The following is a 15,821-nucleotide window of genomic DNA, read 5'->3' on the forward strand; positions in this document are numbered from 1 at the left end:
ATGCCCGCCAATAACGCGAGTACAGCACAGGAATCTCGGCACAGGGAGCCCAAGCACCGGGATTCTGAGCGCCAGGAAATCCTGATGATTGAGGGGATGCACTGTGGTAGTTGTGCTATTGCCGTAGAAGCACTGTTAAAAAAACAGCCGGGCGTTCGTGACGCGGCGGTTAATTTTGCGGCCGACGTAGCACTTATCTGCTGGGACACGGAAAAACCTCCGCTAGCGAATCTTCAGCATGCCGTCGCCCGATTGGGTTATCGCCTGCACGATTCGGTTGATCCCGAGCGGAGCAAGTTCCAGGCAGAGTCCGTGCGCAAGCACCTGCAAAGACGACTGGCGGTGGCGGTTGTCTTTGGCATGTGGAGCATGATGCCTGCTTTGTTGATTTATCTGGCACCGTTCGGAGCGGCAGAGCCGGAAGTTCTGTGGCCGCTCGCTCTGGCCAGCGGTCTGTTCGCGGTGCCCGTTGTACTTTACTCCGGATCCCACTTCTATCGCGTAGGCTGGCGCACGCTGATTGCTGGCGCGCCGGGCCTCGACAGTTTAATTTTTCTGGCGGTTTTTTCGGCCTGTATCATCTCAACCTGGCAGCTTTTTTCCAGCAGCCACCATGTGTACTTCGATGCGGCCATTATGCTGATCACTTTCCAGCTGATCGCAAGACTGCTGGATACCAGCGTGCGCCGGCGCGCCTCGGAGGTCATTCGACGCTACCTTCAAGATGTGCCCGAGCTGGTGACCGTAAAAGCTTCTGACGGCAAGCTCGAAACTCGCCTAGCCAAGGATGTTAGCGCTGGCGAACGCATTTTTCTCCAGGCCGGTGACCAGTTGGCATTGGACGGAAACGTTTTCCGGGGGCATGGTCAGGCAGATCTGTCCATGCTGACCGGAGAGCACCTGCCGCAATCGCTTGGGCCGGGGGGCGAGCTGTTTGCAGGCTGCCAGTTGGTTGAAGGTGAACTTGAACTAACAGTAACCGCCATCATTGGCCAGCGCCGGATCGACCGCTTATCGCGATCCATCAGCGCTCTGCTCAGCCGCAAAACCACCTTGCAGCGACTGACCGACCGGATTGCCCGAATTCTGCTGCCGGTCATTGTGACTGCGGCCGCCCTGGCCGTGGTTTTGGCTCTTTTTCAAGGCGTTTCTGCCCCGGAAGCGGCAGCCCGTGGCTTGGCCGTCATGATCATAAGTTGCCCTTGTGCACTTAGTCTCGCCATTCCGCTGGTGATCACCATGGGCCACGCCAATATGATCAGCCGTGGTATCGTTTTGCGGGATCCCGCTGCACTAGAGGCTGCCGCAGGGGTTGGCGCTATTGTCTTCGACAAGACAGGCACCCTGACCACGGGCGAACCCAGCGTAGACAAGATCACGCCGGCGGGCCAATGGACTGAAAGCACACTGTGGCAGCTAGCTCGGGACATTCTCAGGGAGTCGACGCACCCTGTCGCCCGGGGGTTGTTGGCGGATGCGGGATCTTCGTTTGTAACAGCCCCCGAAGGCACACGAGAGAGTTTTGCAGGCGCAGGCACGCGCTGGATCAATGGCGGAGATACCGCGTTGGCCGGACAAGCGAGCTGGCTCCGCAACCACGGTGTAGAGGTACCCATAACCGAGGATACCGGAATGAGCGTTCACTTGGCTTACAAAGGCCTTTACGCGGGTAAAATCGGTTTTCAGGAGACACTCAGGCCGGAGTCTGAGTCGACTATCCGCCAGCTGAGTCGCCAGGGCTATACCCTTTACCTGCTCAGCGGCGATACGCGCAACGCATGCCTTGATTTGGCCGAACGCCTTGGAATTTCACCCATCCGTGTTCTTTCCGGCTATTCCCCCGAGCAGAAGCACCGTTTTATCGAGACTCTCGAGAAGCAAACTAATGCGGTATTCGTAGGTGACGGCCTCAACGATGGCCTCGCCCTGGCGGCTGCCAGGCTTGGCATTGCCGTAGGTAATGCCGCGTCTGCCACCGGTGCAGCAGCGGCCGTTTATCTGACCGAGAGCATCGCCAAAGTGCCTGCCACTCTGCATCTCGCGCGACGAGCCCGAAAGCTTATGCACCAGAACCTGTTCTGGGCAGTAGGTTACAACGCTGTAGTGATCCCAATAGCCGTTATCGGTTGGGTTCAGCCCGTCATTGCGGCCATTGCCATGTCACTCAGCAGCGTGTGTGTTCTGCTTAACAGCTTGCGTATGCAGAAGGAGGTGTCTGGTGATGATCCGAATAGTAAGGTCTCTGCCGTTCAGTAGGCCGTCCGATTGCAGATTTTTATGTTAAAAACCTATCACGCACTTCCTTTTTCGGCATTATGCACGCGGCTCGTTTGCCAAATAATGTGTATCGATTTCAAGCAAGAATCCTGTAAAAATAATTCCGAACAACAGCAGGTACAATTTTAAAGGCTCTAAACATAAACCAGAAACCGTCAAGGTCTTGTGTTATCTCAAGCACTGCGTTTGTGCGTAAGAAGGATTTCCATTTTTTATCAGAACAAAAGAGTCATAACCTACTTCAGGAACTTGATACGTTAATAAAAGCTCTTGGACTATTTCACTCTGCGCCGGAGCGAATTTAAAGACTGCTTTAGAATCTCTTTTAAAGATGAAATTTACTGCTCCATTGCAGAAGTTGCATATTCTATCAAAGATAACTATCTGATTATAATCCATAACTATCTCGCGTTAGATCTATCTACCAGGTCGGCGCTGATCTCGTGAAACGCACGATCCCGCTGCAAAAACGCATTTGGTATAGCAGCCATTAGTGCCTTGCGGTCTTCCGGAGTCATTTTCTGCTTGAGTATAAAGATACTATGGCTGCCCTGAGCCTTTTCTGCCACAAGCTCGCGCTGGCCTTTGACAATGCCCACCATGATGGTCCAGTAGATTCATGGATTCATACCTCCGGTTTGCGTGAATCGGTTTCAGATTCTGCTGCGCCCCAGTGATGTGACGTATAGAGCCATTTCTCATCTAATTAAAGGTTAAGCTTAGGGCACATTCTTTAAGATTTATATTAAATAATTTTTATAAGATGTGTCTTCTGGGGTTCGGATTGTGTGAGACAAAAGCGATGGTGGACTGCTATCGGTTAATTGAGCCGCTAAAGCGAATCGGGGTCACGCTCATAATTTTGCGTGAAAAAGCTAGAAAATGAAGGTCTAGGTTGATCAGGGGGAAGGGCTCTGAACTCATAAAAACTCATTACTTGCACTATTGTGCAGTGCACTTAAACGCCACTAAAAGTTTTTGATGTACTGATAAAATTGGAGGCGCGGGTCGGAATCGAACCGGCGTTAACGGAGTTGCAGTCCTGCCTAATTGGACAGGTTTAATTGTTTAAAATCAGTGTTTTAGCTAATTTTCTTTGCGTGCTTTATCGCTCATTACGGCATTTTTCTTTCGTTTTAAATCATATGGTTACGTTTCCATTTTTTCACCAGTTTAGGTGGCTATAAATCGACAGTAACCGCATCTTTGATCTGGTGCGGCACCGAAGAGTGTGTCTTTAAAAGTGCGCTAGAAGCTTATCGATGGCTGAAAGCGCGAATTGGCTCCAATCATGAAATGATGGGCTTCACTGAAGCAAGCAAGTGACTGGGCTGTTTCTACGTGTAGCTGAATTGCTCTCGCTCAGCAGAAACAGCCCTTTTCCATGATCGCGAATAGCTCTTTAAAGCCCGAATGTTCAGCGCTGAAAGTAGGCCGGTACTAATCCCTGGCTTCTAAAGTGCTTGCGTCGAGTCGCGAGAGAAAATGCTTCAACACTCGGTTGAATTCTGCGGTCCTTTCAATGTTTGGAAGATGGGCTGCATCATCAATGACGCAGAGCATCGAGCCCGTGATGTGATCGTGGATGAGCTGCGCCTCAGCGACAGGTGTGGAGACATCTTCTCGGCCGACGAATGCTGGCTCGTCCAAACGTAGGTGTTAATGGTTTGGATTTGCGAACTAAATTGCTTAATCTCTGATTCTTTTATAAGTGAGTGGATAACGATTTAATCGTTATTGGTGAACTGATATAAGTTTGTTGGATTATCTACCAAGATGGCCCGGCGAGTGGACGGCCCCGAAACCAACCTCAAAAACTCATCAACCAGAGCAGCATCATTGGCCATGGGGCCCGGTAACTTAACGTGTGGCCAATCTGTACCAAAAAGACAACGGTCTTCGCGAGCTTCGCGTAACGCCTGGAAAAAGGGATCAACATCCGTGAATGGTGCTTGATCAAATGCGCTGATGCGATTGGGGCCTGTGAGTTTTACCCAAGTTCGCCCTTCGGTCATGAGGCTCAGGAGAGCTTTAAACCCAGGGTGTTCAACGCCGCGAGAGGTCGGGATGTGTCCCATATGATCAACGACCGAGTGTACTGGTAAGCTGTTCAATTTATCTGCTAGACGCTCAAAACTTGAGACATCAACGAGGAATTGGACGTGCCAGTTCAGGGTCCTGATGCGATCAGCGAGGGCTTTTACGTCTTCAAATGTCACTCCTCCGGCAAATACTAGGTTCACACGAATGCCCCGCACACCTAAATTGTGCATGGACTGAAGCTCACCGTCACTGACATTGCGGTCAACAACGGCCACACCGCGCCATTGTATTTCGTCGTCATTACGGCTGGCTGAGAGAGTGTCCAGCATCCTGCTGTTATCGGTCCCATAGACACTTGGCTGGACTAAAACCGCTTTGTTAAATCCTAGAGTCTTCAAGAGGTGTCGATAAGCCGTTTCGCTAGCGTCGGGCGGCGTATAGTTTCGGTTCGGATTAAAGGGGTAGCGTTCCTGGGGCCCGAACAGGTGGGCGTGGGTGTCGCAAGCACCTGCAGGTAGTCGTTCAGATGGCTGACCGGGATTCGGATTTGGCGCCGGGATATCGGGAGCTGCGATCATTGTGGGAATCACCTCTTAACCATTGAGATAACGTTCAGTCATACAGGCTGGGAAGCCAGAGCGTTACGGCGGGTACATAAGCAATCAGCGCAACGACTCCGAGCAGTACCAATAGGAACGGCCAGATATGGCGCGATACTGTTTCGACGCGCAGCCCGCTGATGCTGGATGCAACAAAAATAGAATAGCCAACGGGCGGAGTCACCATTCCCACTGCAAAGTTTATAACTACCATCGCGCCGAGCTGGATAGGATCCAGACCGATTTGTTGACCTAGTCCGATCAGCACAGTGCTCAGAATTACCATGGCTGAGATGTTGTCCATTACTGCGCCTAAAACTAGCAGCATAAGATTTATGATTAAAAGCAGAAGAAGTGGGTTGGTGGTAAGAGCCATCAGGCTCTCGGTAAGCCTGCCAGGAATCTGTTCGCTTGCCATCACCCAGGCAAACCCATACGCCGTGGCAATGATGAACATAATTACAGCGGTTGTGCGCATGGCCTTGGCCAGAATCGCAGGTAGCTCCCTAAAGCTGAGGTCGCGATATAAAAATAGACCGACAACTGCACTGTAAAATGCACCCACTGTCGCTGCTTCGGTGGGGGTGAAAATACCGCTGTAAATACCTCCGAGAATAACTAAAGGCGCCAATAGGGCCCAGAATCCATCCCGCAGCGCGAACAAGATGTCTGTTTTTGTAGCACGTTTTTCGCAGGGTATTTTCATGTGGCGAGCATAGAGAACACTGACAACGCAGAAGCCAAGCGCAGCAATAAGCCCGGGTATAACTCCGGCCAGGAAAAGCCTCGAAATAGACTCTTCTGCCAAAACGCCCCAAATCACCATAGGGATAGAGGGAGGAATCATCTGCCCGAGCGGGCCAACAGCTGTCGCTAGCGCTGCAGCATAGCCTCTTTTATAACCCTTGGATTCGAGTTCGTCGATCATTATCGAACCCACTGCAGCGGTAGTGGCAGGGGCGGATCCAGAAATGGCTCCAAAAAAAGTGCCGGCTACAACCGTAGACATTGAAAGACCTCCGGTCAGATGACCAAAAAACACCGATGCTACTCGCACAAGACGGCGAGAGAGGCCGCCTGCGCTCATCAGTTCTCCAGCCAGAATGAATCCTGGAATGGCCAGAAGACTGGAAACTGAGCCACCTGCGAGAAATCGCTGGGCCATGATCATGGGATTACTATCTGCCATCCACACACCAATCGCGGTAATAAGTCCCAGTGTTATGGCAATGGGAACCCCGAGTACCAACATTACGAAGAGTCCAATGATCATCACTGTACCGATATCACCCATTCGTCACCTCAGGTAGATCCCGTATCAGGGTTGGGCTCAGTAACAGAACCGCCGAATGGAAAATTATTAAACCGCCGCAAACCGGAATTGCTGCGTTGCGTAGCCACATAGGATAACGAACTGCCGCAGACACGCGATTGGCTGTAAATTCGGTAAAATCCCATCCAGTGGTGAGTAAGATATAACCAAAAATCAAAATTAGAAGGAGGATGACTCTTTCGAAAATCTCAGCGACTAGGCGAGGCAGGGAGTCGAGTAAAATGGCGACTCGGACATGACCGAAGTTACGGACAAGAGCACTAGAAAACAAAAATATGGTCCAAATGAAGGAGAGGGTGGCAATTTCCCCACTCCATGACAGAGATGCATCAAGCACATATCGGAAGAATACGCCTGCGAGGAGACTCGTAAGCATCACCAGAGCACTGATTGCTCCTAAGAAAGAAGAAACCTTAACCACCCATTGGCTGGCAACATTCAAATATTGATACATTAAGACAGGATTCCGTTTAGGCAACCCTCGCATCGCGCGAGGATTGCCAGTGCTATCTGATTACTTACTTACCTGATCTAGCGCCTTATTTAGCAGATCGGGACCGATCGCTTCGCTATATTCGTCATAAACGCTGGCAACTTTGGATCGAAAGAGTTCGACATTACTGATCTCATTTACTTGCATGCCTGCATCTTTAATTCTCTGCAACACTTCCTCTTCATTCGACGCAACTTTTTTTCGCTGACGATCAATCGCCTTTCTGGAAGAATCCTGAACGGCTTTCTGTTGATCTTCAGATAGCCTATCAAATACGTCTTTTGACATAAGTACCGCGAGGGCGTTGTAAGTATGATTGGTTAATGAAAGATATTTGGTGACTTCTGGATATTTGTTGGCATAAATAACAGCTAACGGGATTTCCAATCCATCTACTGTCCCCTGTTGTACTGCCGTAAAAACGTCACTCCAGGCCATAGGAGTCGGGTTTGCACCAATCGCGCGGAAGCTGTCTATAAACAAGTCGCTGGGTTGAACTCTCAGTTTGATACCCTGAAAATCATCAGGTTTTGTAACCGGCTTTTTATTATTAATAGTTTGGCGAAATCCAGCTTCTGCAAAACCTAAACCCTTTATTCCTTGGGATTCAAGCCGTTTTAATAGTTCCACGCCGACGGCACCGTCCAAAACTGCGTGAGCCTGCGCACTGTCTGCGTAAAGAAAAGGGAGGTCATTGAGTTGAAATGCCGTGTCCAACTGACCCACCTGAGTGCCAGTAATGACACCCGCATCCATAGTACCAAACTGCAGTCCTTCGAGCATTTCGGTATCGTTGCCAAGTTGATGATTTGGGAAAAACGATACATCAAATTCCCCAGGGGCGGCCTTTTCTAGCTCTTCGGCAAAATAGCGAGCCGCTATGGCGTAGGGATCTAATTCACTATCAGAGGTCGTCCAGCCAAGCTTTATCTCGGTAGCAGCCATAGCGTTACCTGCGCACAAGCTGACCGCAAGGGCAGACGCGAAAAAAAATCCGGATCGAGAATGTTTATATATAGTCATAATGGTTAGCTCTTTATTTTTTGTTATTGACAAATACATGTGGCACTAAACTGGTCGTTTACTGGTAGTAAGATAGCTGGCATGAATTTTTTGTACAAGCGTAAACGGATTGGTCCGTTATTTTTAGCAGTGATCATAAGAACCCTTTAGTATTCAACGCCAAAAAAAACGAGATTGACCACAGAACCACAGAACCACAGGGCATGTGGGCTGGGCAAATCAGGGCGCATGTCGTTCAGGTGTTCTGCTCGTCCAGGCCCTATCGCGATTATCTGTTCGCGAACACACGGGCAATCAATTGCACGTGTTGATCCATGATGATGATTTGGGCACCTGGCGGCCTTGGTCTAGGGGCTTCCGTAGCAGCGCGTTTAGGGCCTCTGGCGACTCTCCATCGCGGAGCCCCGAACGTCGCCGACGAGTTAGCGCATACCGCCAAGGCAGAGGTATTTTAGTTCCATATATTCATCTAGACCATAATGAGAACCTTCGCGGCCTAGACCACTCTCTTTGACACCACCGAACGGAGCCACTTCAGTGGAGATAATGCCTTCATTAATTCCGACCATACCGGACTCAAGTGCTTCCGCGACATGCCAGATACGATGAATGTTATTGCTGTAAAAATAAGCCGAAAGACCAAATACTGAATCGTTGGCCATGGCAATGGCTTCCTCTTCGGTCTCAAACCGGAACAAAGGGGCGACCGGACCAAAGGTTTCTTCGCTAGCGATCAGCATGTCCTGAGTGGCGTCGATAAGAATGGTCGGCTCAAAAAATGTGCCTCCCAGTGCATGCGGCTGTCCACCGAGAATAATTTTAGCGCCCTTAGACGTGGCATCGGCAATGTGCCGTTTCACCTTATCCAGCGCTGGTTTGTTGATCAGCGGCCCTTGTTCTGTATCACCTTCTAGGCCAGCACCCACCACCATTTTGCTGACAGCAACTTTTAGTTTCTCGGCAAAGGCATCGTAAACACCAGATTGAACATAAACGCGGTTTGCGCACACGCAGGTTTGACCGGTGTTGCGGTATTTAGACGCCATCAGGCCGATGACAGCTGCATCAAGGTCTGCATCGTCAAAAACAATGAACGGTGCGTTGCCCCCCAGTTCCAGACTGACTTTCTTGACGGTATCGCTAGCCTGGCGCATCAACAACTTGCCAACGGGCGTGGAGCCGGTGAAGGATATTTTGCGGACAACGGGGTTGCCCGTTAATTCCCCACCAACTGCTGCCGCATTGGGTTTTGAACAGGTAATAATATTGATCAGACCGGCTGGCACGCCTGCCTGTTCCGCAAGTGCCGTGATGGCCAGGGCGGACAGCGGCGTATCTTCGGCAGGCTTAACCACAACCGGGCAGCCCGCAGCGAGTGCTGGTGCGACCTTTCTGGTAATCATGGCTATCGGGAAGTTCCAGGGTGTAATCGCGGCAACTACGCCAATCGGCTGTTTGATCACGAGGATGCGCTTATCCTTGCCGTGGCTGGGAATAACGTCTCCATAAGCGCGCTTGGCCTCCTCTGCGAACCACTCGATAAAACTGGCTCCGTAGCCAACTTCACCGCGGGATTCAGCCAGGGGTTTGCCCTGTTCTGCGGTCATCAGGCGGGCTAGATCTTCTTGGTTTTCCATCAAGAGGTCGAACCACTTTCGCAGGATCTTGGCTCGTTCCTTGGCCGGTGCGGAACGCCAAGCTGGCCATGCGGTCTCAGCGGACTCAATGGCTATACGGGTGTCTGTTTCGTCCATGTCCGGAACATTCGCTAGGTGCTCGCCGTTGGCCGGATTGGTAACATCAAAGGTCTTGCCGGAACGTGCCGCTGTCCACTGACCATTAATATAGGCGCGATCGCGCAGAAGTTCCGGATTCTTAAGCTCAAGTGACATAACTAACCTCAATCAAAATAGGCGCTGCCGCATGTGAACGACTTTGCCTGATGGGCGACCGGTAGACGCCCGAATGTCGGGCGGCTGTTTCAGAATGCGGCTTTGTAGATAGCCAGTGCGTCAGCTTCCGAGACTTCTCTTGGGTTGTTCACTAGTAGGCGGGACTGTTTCATGGCATCAACTGCCATGACTGACAGATCAGACTCACCAATACCGACTTCACGCAAGGTTTGCTCAAGCCCCAGGTCTGCACTCAGTGCTTCAAGGCGATTGATGAACTCGCCGACTCGCTGTTCTTTTGGAGCGGAGGCCAGGTCCGGAAAAACATCTGGAGCCAGGGTGGCATAGGCATCGGCGCAAACGCTGGCGTTAAAGCGCATCACATGGGGCAACACCAACGCATTAGAAAGCCCGTGCGGTACATGAAAAATGCCACCAATCGGGTATGCCAAAGCGTGCACTGCTGCCACCGGCGAGTTTGCAAAGGCTTGTCCGGCTAACATGGCACCCAGGAGCATGCCTGAACGCGCCTGAACGTTGCTGCCTTCTTTTACCGCTGTTTCTATATTAGCGCCGAGCAATCGAAGGGCTTCACGAGCTAAAGCCCGCGACACGGGGTTGTTGTTCGCGGATGCGGAGGTATAACTCTCAATGGCGTGAACCATGGCGTCGATACCCGTTGCTGCCGTTACAGGAGCTGGCAGCCCAAGAGTAAGCTCGGCATCCAGTAGGGCAATGTCTGGCAGCAGTTGAGGCGCCACCACACCTTTTTTCTCCGTTTCACCGACGGTGATGATTGAAATAGGCGTCACCTCAGAGCCCGTGCCCGCAGTGGTGGGGATCTGGATCAGCGGGAGTCTCTGGCCTTTGGCCTGTCCAACGCCGTAGACGTCTTCCAGTTTTTCACCGCCTCCAATTAATAGCGCAATCAGTTTGGCGACGTCCATTGAGGAGCCTCCGCCGAAACCGATAACGCCGTCGATGTTTGCCGCTCGGGCTTCCGCTAGGGCGGCCTCCACCACGGCAACGGGGGGGTCGGCGACAACACCATCAAATACGCGATAGCTTACGCCAGCCTGAGTCAGAGAGTCTGTTGCGGCGCCCAGCAAGCCCGCTTTGATCAGGCCCGCATCGGTCACCAACAGAACGCTCTTACCAATCTGTGCTCGCACAAGGGTGCCAAGACGTTTGATGGATCCTGGTTCACAGATGATGCTTTTGGTCGTGTTAAAGGTAAATGCTGTCATGATTATCTCCTAGGTCAATGGCGCCAATGGCTTAACGCTGCCTCGTTCGATCATAAACGCTTTGTCGATCAGATCTGCTGAATGCGACTGGTCCGATTCCGACAACAGCACGGTCAGGCCTTCGTCTTTCAGCGTGCTTAATACACTGGCCAGTCGTCGCGAAAGGGCGGGAGCCACGCCTTCAAAAGGTTCGTCGAGTAATAACAGGTGAGTGCCCGTCATCATGGCTCTAGCCAAGGCGACCAGCTTTTGTTGGCCACCGGATAATTGCAACGCGCGGCGATCGGAAAAGACTTCAACTTCTGGCATCATTTCGTAAATCCAGGCCAGTCGGGCACCGGCGTTGTTAATTTTACAAGCCCATGCCGGTGCCATAATGTTTTCCTCTACAGTCAGGTCCGGCACTAAGCGACGATCTTCCGGCATATAGCCGATCGACATACCGGCGCGCTCGAACGAGCTTTGTTTGGTCATGTCGATGCCATCAATGATGACCTGTCCAGATTTCAGTTTAAGTAAACCCATAATCGAGCGAAGTGAGGTCGTTTTGCCGGCACCGTTGCGGCCGATTAGTCCGACCATGGAGCCTTTGCTAACTGAGAAGCTGACTTCACGGAGAATGGTAGTGCCCGCTATTTCAGTGGTTACGTTTTTGAGTTCAAGCATGGTCGGAGTCCTTCTTGGTGGCGTATTTTACGTCACTCAAATCCAGGTGGTGGCCCACAACAAGTTCTTGTACCTTGGGATCTGACAGAACTTTTTGAGTTGGACCATCGGCCAGAACACGGCCGTCGTAAAACGCCAATACTCGGTCGGCATAGCGCAGAACGACTTCCATATCATGTTCAACGAACAAGGTGGCCGCGTTACTCTTTCGTATTGCTGCCATGACGGTATCCATGAGGAGGAATTTGTCCTCAACGGCAACACCGGATGTGGGCTCGTCCAGCAGCATCAGGCCGGGTTTCGACAACATGGCCATGGCGATATCAAGGAGCTTTCGGACGCCCTGTGGCAGCGTCGATACGACTTCATTGGCATACTCCTCGATCTCATATTCACGCAGCACCGAACGGACTTTTCCAACCTTGTCAGCGGATCGCAGGGGCTTCAGGAAGTTCAATTTGCGATCTACGGAGAAGCCATGAGCAATCAGAATGTTATCTAGAACGGTCAATTCCTGAAATAACTGGGCGATCTGAAAAGAGCGACCAACACCCGCTAGAGACACTTCTCTGGGTGATTTTCCAATAATCGATTTCCCCCGGACGAGAATATCGCCATCTGACGGCTGAATGTACCCGGTTACCATGTTAATAAAGGTAGTCTTGCCGGCACCGTTGGAACCGATAACCCCGACGATTTCACCACTGTTAATTTCAATATTGATATCGGTCGCGGCGATGACAGCACCAAAGGTTCTTTCTAGATTGACCGTTTTCAATAAAGCGCTCATGGGGCTTTCCTCGGTTTCTTGTTCTGGAAACGCTCAACCAGCGACCAGAGGCCGGAAGGCAGGAACAGGATTATTGCCAACAGTGCGAAACCGAGAATCATTTGCCAAGTGTAAGGGGCAACGGCAGACGCGTAGGTGCGCAGAGACTCAAACAACACCGCGGCAATGATCGGAGCTGCGACGTGTCCAGTCCCACCCATTAAGGCAATAAAGACAAACTCGCCGGAGGTGGTCCAGTAGGCCATTTCGGGGTCGACATGGCCGCTGACCAGTGCGGTGACAGTTCCACCGATAGCAGCTAGTCCTGCAGCAATGATGTATTTAACGTAGATAATCTTAAACACTGAGCCGCCGAGATACTCCAGACGAATCTCGTTTTCACGGACTGCTTCGCCGGCGTAACCGGAAAGTGATTTGAGATAACGCCAAGCCAAAATGCCGAGAGTGAACACTAGAAGTACGGCTACAGCCAACACCAAGTTCGAGGCACCTTCTGGCCCAGGGGCCCAACCTAGCAAACTTGGGTTGGCAACGTTGAAGCCGTCGGTTGAGCCAAGCACCTGATTGCGTACCAACAGACCATAAAGAATCATGGAAAAAGCCATTGAAAACATAGCAAAGAAGATTTCTCTATATCGACATAGCAGCAGCCCGATAATGGCGGCTATGACAACGCTAAAACTGACTGAGGCTAAAAGTATCAGAAGTACATCAGTGACTTCGGCGAACTGAGTCAGCATGCCGGCAACGTAGGCGCCCAAGCAGTAGTAAAGGCCCTGTCCGAAGGACACCAGCCCCGCTCGCATCAGCAACACTAGGCCCAGAACTACGAGGCCTTTGCCCATGGCTATCGTGAACAGATAGGACATCCAGTTTGGCAACAGTAGGCCGCCCACGAGGGTGGCAACCCCGAGGATTAATAGCAGCGCTAGGGATCTTTTACTCATTAGATTTTCCTCGCGTTAGCAACGGCAAAAAGGCCCTGTGGACGAAATGCCAGTACCAGACCCATCACTGCGTAGATAACGAACAGTTCAACTTCCGGATATAGATGTACGGCAGTAGCCCGAGCCATGCCCACGATCAGGGCGCCAACCAAGGCCCCGGAAATACTGCCCAGGCCACCGATTACCACCACGGCAAAGGCGAGCACGATCACTTCGATTCCCATGCCTGGAACGACGGATAGGCCTGGAGCGGTCAACGCACCGGCCAGCGCGCCTATTCCTGCACCGATCACGAAGGTAATAGTGAAAATTTTGGATACATTGATTCCCAGCGCCCCGGCAATTTCACGATCATGGATGATCACCCGAAGCAGTTTTCCGTTTCGGGTGCGGTTGAGCCCATACCAGAGTGCTAGTCCGATGAGGATGCTCACACCAATCAGCATGAAATCGTAATTTGCGAATGTCAGTCCCATGAATTTCGTTCGCCCCAGCATGGTGTAAGGCTGGTACGCAAAGTAAGGCTCAACACCCCAAATCAGTTTGATAGCGTCTTCCATGATCAATAGGACGGCATAGGTCACCAAAATCATAACCACTTCGTCTCGACCGTACATGAAGCGCAATAGGCCCCGTTCCACCAACAGGCCAACGGTGACACCAGCTGCTAAGGCGGCGCCGATTAAAACGACAAAGCTTAACCAAGGCACAGAACCTGTGGAGAAATACCAGCCCACCATGGAGGCGCCGGAATAGGCGCCCAAGGCATAGAAACTGCCGTGGGACATATTAAGGATGCGCATGACCCCGTAAATCAACGTGAGACCAGCAGAAATGATGAACAGCCAGGACGCGTAGACCGAGCCATCCACGAGGATTGCTAAAAGTTGTTTCATTTGAATACTCCCGATTCTTTGCACGACCCTTGTTGCCCAATCGGCTACCGAATTAGGGTGGAACAGGGGTGAAAGATCAGTGGGTAGATTCATCGCAGGCCCCGATCGGGGCCTGCGATGAATCTTGTGCTAGGTCGGGACGATTAGTTGCACTCAGCGCCTGGCATGCCGCTCTGAATCCACTTAAGGGTTTCAGTACCATCTGGCGGGTTAACGCAGTCTGCTGGGTAACGGGTGATGTCGGTGAATGTGATCTCGCCGTCAACCCGCGTGAGCCGGCCATAAACCATCTCGGTAGCAGCCTGATGACCTTTGCCACGGCTCATTTCAACCTTGCCACCCGGGCCGTAAAACTCAAGACCTTCGAACGAAGAGATGACTTCGTCGGTGGAAGCGCCAACTCCGGCTTGGTCGTGCGCAAGCTTTAGGCCAATCAGAGCTTGTGCCATGTGGTACGCGGGGAAGGTAGGCGGTGTGCCAAAGCGCTCAGTGAATTCGTTTTGGAACCAGGTATTCAGCTCACTTTCAGGTGCGAACGGGCCGAATGGGCCACGGGCACCGATAATCGCTCCGTCGGGTAGGTGTTCGCCCAAGCTGTTCAGCGCTGTTTCACCGGCGGTGAAAATAACCTCGTTGTCTGCTAGCAGTCCACGAGCCGCTGCCTGCAATACGAATGCATCGGTGTCCCCGCCCCAAAATGAGGTGTGAATGACATCAGCAGAATTCACTTGCAGCGCTGAGATTTCAGCACCGTACTGACCTGCAAACAATTTCGGGAATTGCTCGGTGGTAATCTCAATATCACCACCGCGAAGAACTTTCAGAGTTTCGGTAAAATCGCGCCAGCTGTCGTGACCCCAGGAATAGTTCTGGTTGATACCAGCAATGGTTTGCAAATCTGACAAGTTTTCATGCACGTAGCGGGCAGCAGCGATGTTGTCCATGCTTGCCGTGGCGGTTGTGCGGAAAACGTATTTGTAATCGGCTTCTTCAAATACACGAGGTGTGCCGCAGTCGAACAGTACGGTCAGCGTTTTCAGTTCTTCAGCTACCGAAGGAATGGCAAGGCAGTCACCTGAAGAAATGTAACCGACAACAGCGTCGACCCCATCTCGCTCTACTAAGTTGCGGAATTCTGCGGTTTGTTTGGTGGCGCCACCGGCTTCGTCGAGATAAACCGGGGTAATCATACGACCGTCAATGCCGTTGCCTTTGATCGGGGCGGGCAGGGTTCCGTCGTTAATGGCGTCGATGACTAAGTCTGCGGCGTTTTTGGCAGGAATACCGAATGGGCCGGAAGCCGCACCGGAAAGAAAGGTAACGAGGCCCAATTTGTATTCGTCAGCGGCGTACGCATTTAAGCTCAGTCCGCCTGTTGTCATGGCACAGGCAACCGTCGCTGCGGTCAGCAGAGAGTGTTTCATTTTTTTTCCCCAAACTATTGTTTTTGTGTCGTGTGGTCGGACGACCAGTAGGTTATTTCTGGTCGTCCTGTCCGACGCTTTAGCAGGCCGGCATATTAGAATTGCAGGTCCTGTGCCAGAATGGGGTTTTTCTATCTTTATGATTTATATGAAGTAAATTCTGTTTTCTAAAAAAAGAGAAAATTGAGCGA

Annotated in this window: 14 protein-coding genes; 1 reads left to right on the plus strand and 13 read right to left on the minus strand. The window is 51.6% G+C overall.

Going from position 1 to position 15,821, the window contains the following annotated elements; all coding sequences use genetic code 11:
• Positions 1-2,256, plus strand: a complete 2,256-nt coding sequence (locus MELB17_RS09975; RefSeq protein WP_007350106.1) for a heavy metal translocating P-type ATPase — start codon at positions 1-3, stop codon at positions 2,254-2,256.
• A 189-nt stretch (positions 2,257-2,445) separates the two neighbouring features.
• On the opposite strand, the gene MELB17_RS26475 is transcribed toward MELB17_RS09975, so the two are convergent.
• From MELB17_RS26475 to MELB17_RS10035, 13 genes are all read right to left on the minus strand, one after another.
• Entirely contained in the window at positions 2,446-2,676 is a 231-nt protein-coding gene (locus MELB17_RS26475) for a thiol-disulfide oxidoreductase DCC family protein (protein ID WP_227498862.1), read from the minus strand.
• A 2-nt stretch (positions 2,677-2,678) separates the two neighbouring features.
• A complete protein-coding gene (locus MELB17_RS09980) occupies positions 2,679-2,879 on the minus strand; it encodes a hypothetical protein (RefSeq protein WP_007350107.1) in 201 nt (66 codons plus the stop codon).
• A 1,125-nt stretch (positions 2,880-4,004) separates the two neighbouring features.
• Entirely contained in the window at positions 4,005-4,898 is an 894-nt protein-coding gene (locus MELB17_RS09985) for an amidohydrolase family protein (protein WP_036184330.1), read from the minus strand.
• A gap of 34 nt (positions 4,899-4,932) precedes the next feature.
• Complete coding sequence (locus tag MELB17_RS09990; protein WP_007350110.1) at positions 4,933-6,213, minus strand: TRAP transporter large permease; 1,281 nt, start codon at positions 6,211-6,213, stop codon at positions 4,933-4,935.
• Positions 6,206-6,706 (minus strand): TRAP transporter small permease, encoded by a 501-nt coding sequence (locus tag MELB17_RS09995; RefSeq protein ID WP_007350111.1) that lies wholly within the window; start codon positions 6,704-6,706, stop codon positions 6,206-6,208. Before MELB17_RS09995 ends, MELB17_RS09990 begins: the two co-directional genes overlap by 8 nt.
• 60 nt (positions 6,707-6,766) lie before the next feature.
• The gene (locus tag MELB17_RS10000) at positions 6,767-7,690 is read right to left on the minus strand and encodes a TRAP transporter substrate-binding protein (RefSeq protein ID WP_227498863.1); all 924 of its coding nucleotides are present in this window, start codon (positions 7,688-7,690) and stop codon (positions 6,767-6,769) included.
• Positions 7,691-8,190: 500 nt separating this feature from the next.
• Positions 8,191-9,660 carry an NAD-dependent succinate-semialdehyde dehydrogenase gene (locus tag MELB17_RS10005; protein WP_007350113.1) on the minus strand — a complete coding sequence of 490 codons (1,470 nt, stop codon included), beginning with the start codon at positions 9,658-9,660 and terminating at the stop codon, positions 8,191-8,193.
• Positions 9,661-9,749: 89 nt separating this feature from the next.
• Positions 9,750-10,907 carry an iron-containing alcohol dehydrogenase gene (locus tag MELB17_RS10010; protein WP_007350114.1) on the minus strand — a complete coding sequence of 386 codons (1,158 nt, stop codon included), beginning with the start codon at positions 10,905-10,907 and terminating at the stop codon, positions 9,750-9,752.
• A 9-nt stretch (positions 10,908-10,916) separates the two neighbouring features.
• Positions 10,917-11,573, minus strand: coding sequence for an ATP-binding cassette domain-containing protein (locus tag MELB17_RS10015; protein ID WP_007350115.1), 657 nt, complete (start codon positions 11,571-11,573; stop codon positions 10,917-10,919).
• Positions 11,566-12,363, minus strand: a complete 798-nt coding sequence (locus MELB17_RS10020) for an ABC transporter ATP-binding protein (RefSeq protein WP_007350116.1) — start codon at positions 12,361-12,363, stop codon at positions 11,566-11,568. The genes MELB17_RS10015 and MELB17_RS10020 overlap by 8 nt, the downstream gene beginning before the upstream one ends.
• Entirely contained in the window at positions 12,360-13,310 is a 951-nt protein-coding gene (locus MELB17_RS10025) for a branched-chain amino acid ABC transporter permease (protein ID WP_007350117.1), read from the minus strand. Before MELB17_RS10025 ends, MELB17_RS10020 begins: the two co-directional genes overlap by 4 nt.
• Positions 13,310-14,206 (minus strand): branched-chain amino acid ABC transporter permease, encoded by an 897-nt coding sequence (locus MELB17_RS10030; RefSeq protein WP_007350118.1) that lies wholly within the window; start codon positions 14,204-14,206, stop codon positions 13,310-13,312. The genes MELB17_RS10025 and MELB17_RS10030 overlap by 1 nt, the downstream gene beginning before the upstream one ends.
• A 143-nt stretch (positions 14,207-14,349) precedes the next feature.
• A complete protein-coding gene (locus tag MELB17_RS10035) occupies positions 14,350-15,630 on the minus strand; it encodes an ABC transporter substrate-binding protein (protein WP_007350119.1) in 1,281 nt (426 codons plus the stop codon).
• Positions 15,631-15,821 lie beyond the last annotated feature (191 nt).

This window comes from Marinobacter sp. ELB17, from assembly GCF_000169375.1.
Classification (GTDB): Bacteria; Pseudomonadota; Gammaproteobacteria; order Pseudomonadales; family Oleiphilaceae; genus Marinobacter.

Bases quoted from the DNA above. Each gene is read 5' to 3' on its own strand.
- MELB17_RS09975 (WP_007350106.1), top strand. From the start codon at position 1: ATGCCCGCCAATAACGCGAGTACAGCACAGGAATCTCGGCACAGGGAG.
- MELB17_RS26475 (WP_227498862.1), bottom strand. From the start codon at position 2,676: ATGGATTATAATCAGATAGTTATCTTTGATAGAATATGCAACTTCTGC.
- MELB17_RS09980 (WP_007350107.1), bottom strand. From the start codon at position 2,879: ATGGTGGGCATTGTCAAAGGCCAGCGCGAGCTTGTGGCAGAAAAGGCT.
- MELB17_RS09985 (WP_036184330.1), bottom strand. From the start codon at position 4,898: ATGATCGCAGCTCCCGATATCCCGGCGCCAAATCCGAATCCCGGTCAG.
- MELB17_RS09990 (WP_007350110.1), bottom strand. From the start codon at position 6,213: ATGGGTGATATCGGTACAGTGATGATCATTGGACTCTTCGTAATGTTG.
- MELB17_RS09995 (WP_007350111.1), bottom strand. From the start codon at position 6,706: ATGTATCAATATTTGAATGTTGCCAGCCAATGGGTGGTTAAGGTTTCT.
- MELB17_RS10000 (WP_227498863.1), bottom strand. From the start codon at position 7,690: ATGGCTGCTACCGAGATAAAGCTTGGCTGGACGACCTCTGATAGTGAA.
- MELB17_RS10005 (WP_007350113.1), bottom strand. From the start codon at position 9,660: ATGTCACTTGAGCTTAAGAATCCGGAACTTCTGCGCGATCGCGCCTAT.
- MELB17_RS10010 (WP_007350114.1), bottom strand. From the start codon at position 10,907: ATGACAGCATTTACCTTTAACACGACCAAAAGCATCATCTGTGAACCA.
- MELB17_RS10015 (WP_007350115.1), bottom strand. From the start codon at position 11,573: ATGCTTGAACTCAAAAACGTAACCACTGAAATAGCGGGCACTACCATT.
- MELB17_RS10020 (WP_007350116.1), bottom strand. From the start codon at position 12,363: ATGAGCGCTTTATTGAAAACGGTCAATCTAGAAAGAACCTTTGGTGCT.
- MELB17_RS10025 (WP_007350117.1), bottom strand. From the start codon at position 13,310: ATGAGTAAAAGATCCCTAGCGCTGCTATTAATCCTCGGGGTTGCCACC.
- MELB17_RS10030 (WP_007350118.1), bottom strand. From the start codon at position 14,206: ATGAAACAACTTTTAGCAATCCTCGTGGATGGCTCGGTCTACGCGTCC.
- MELB17_RS10035 (WP_007350119.1), bottom strand. From the start codon at position 15,630: ATGAAACACTCTCTGCTGACCGCAGCGACGGTTGCCTGTGCCATGACA.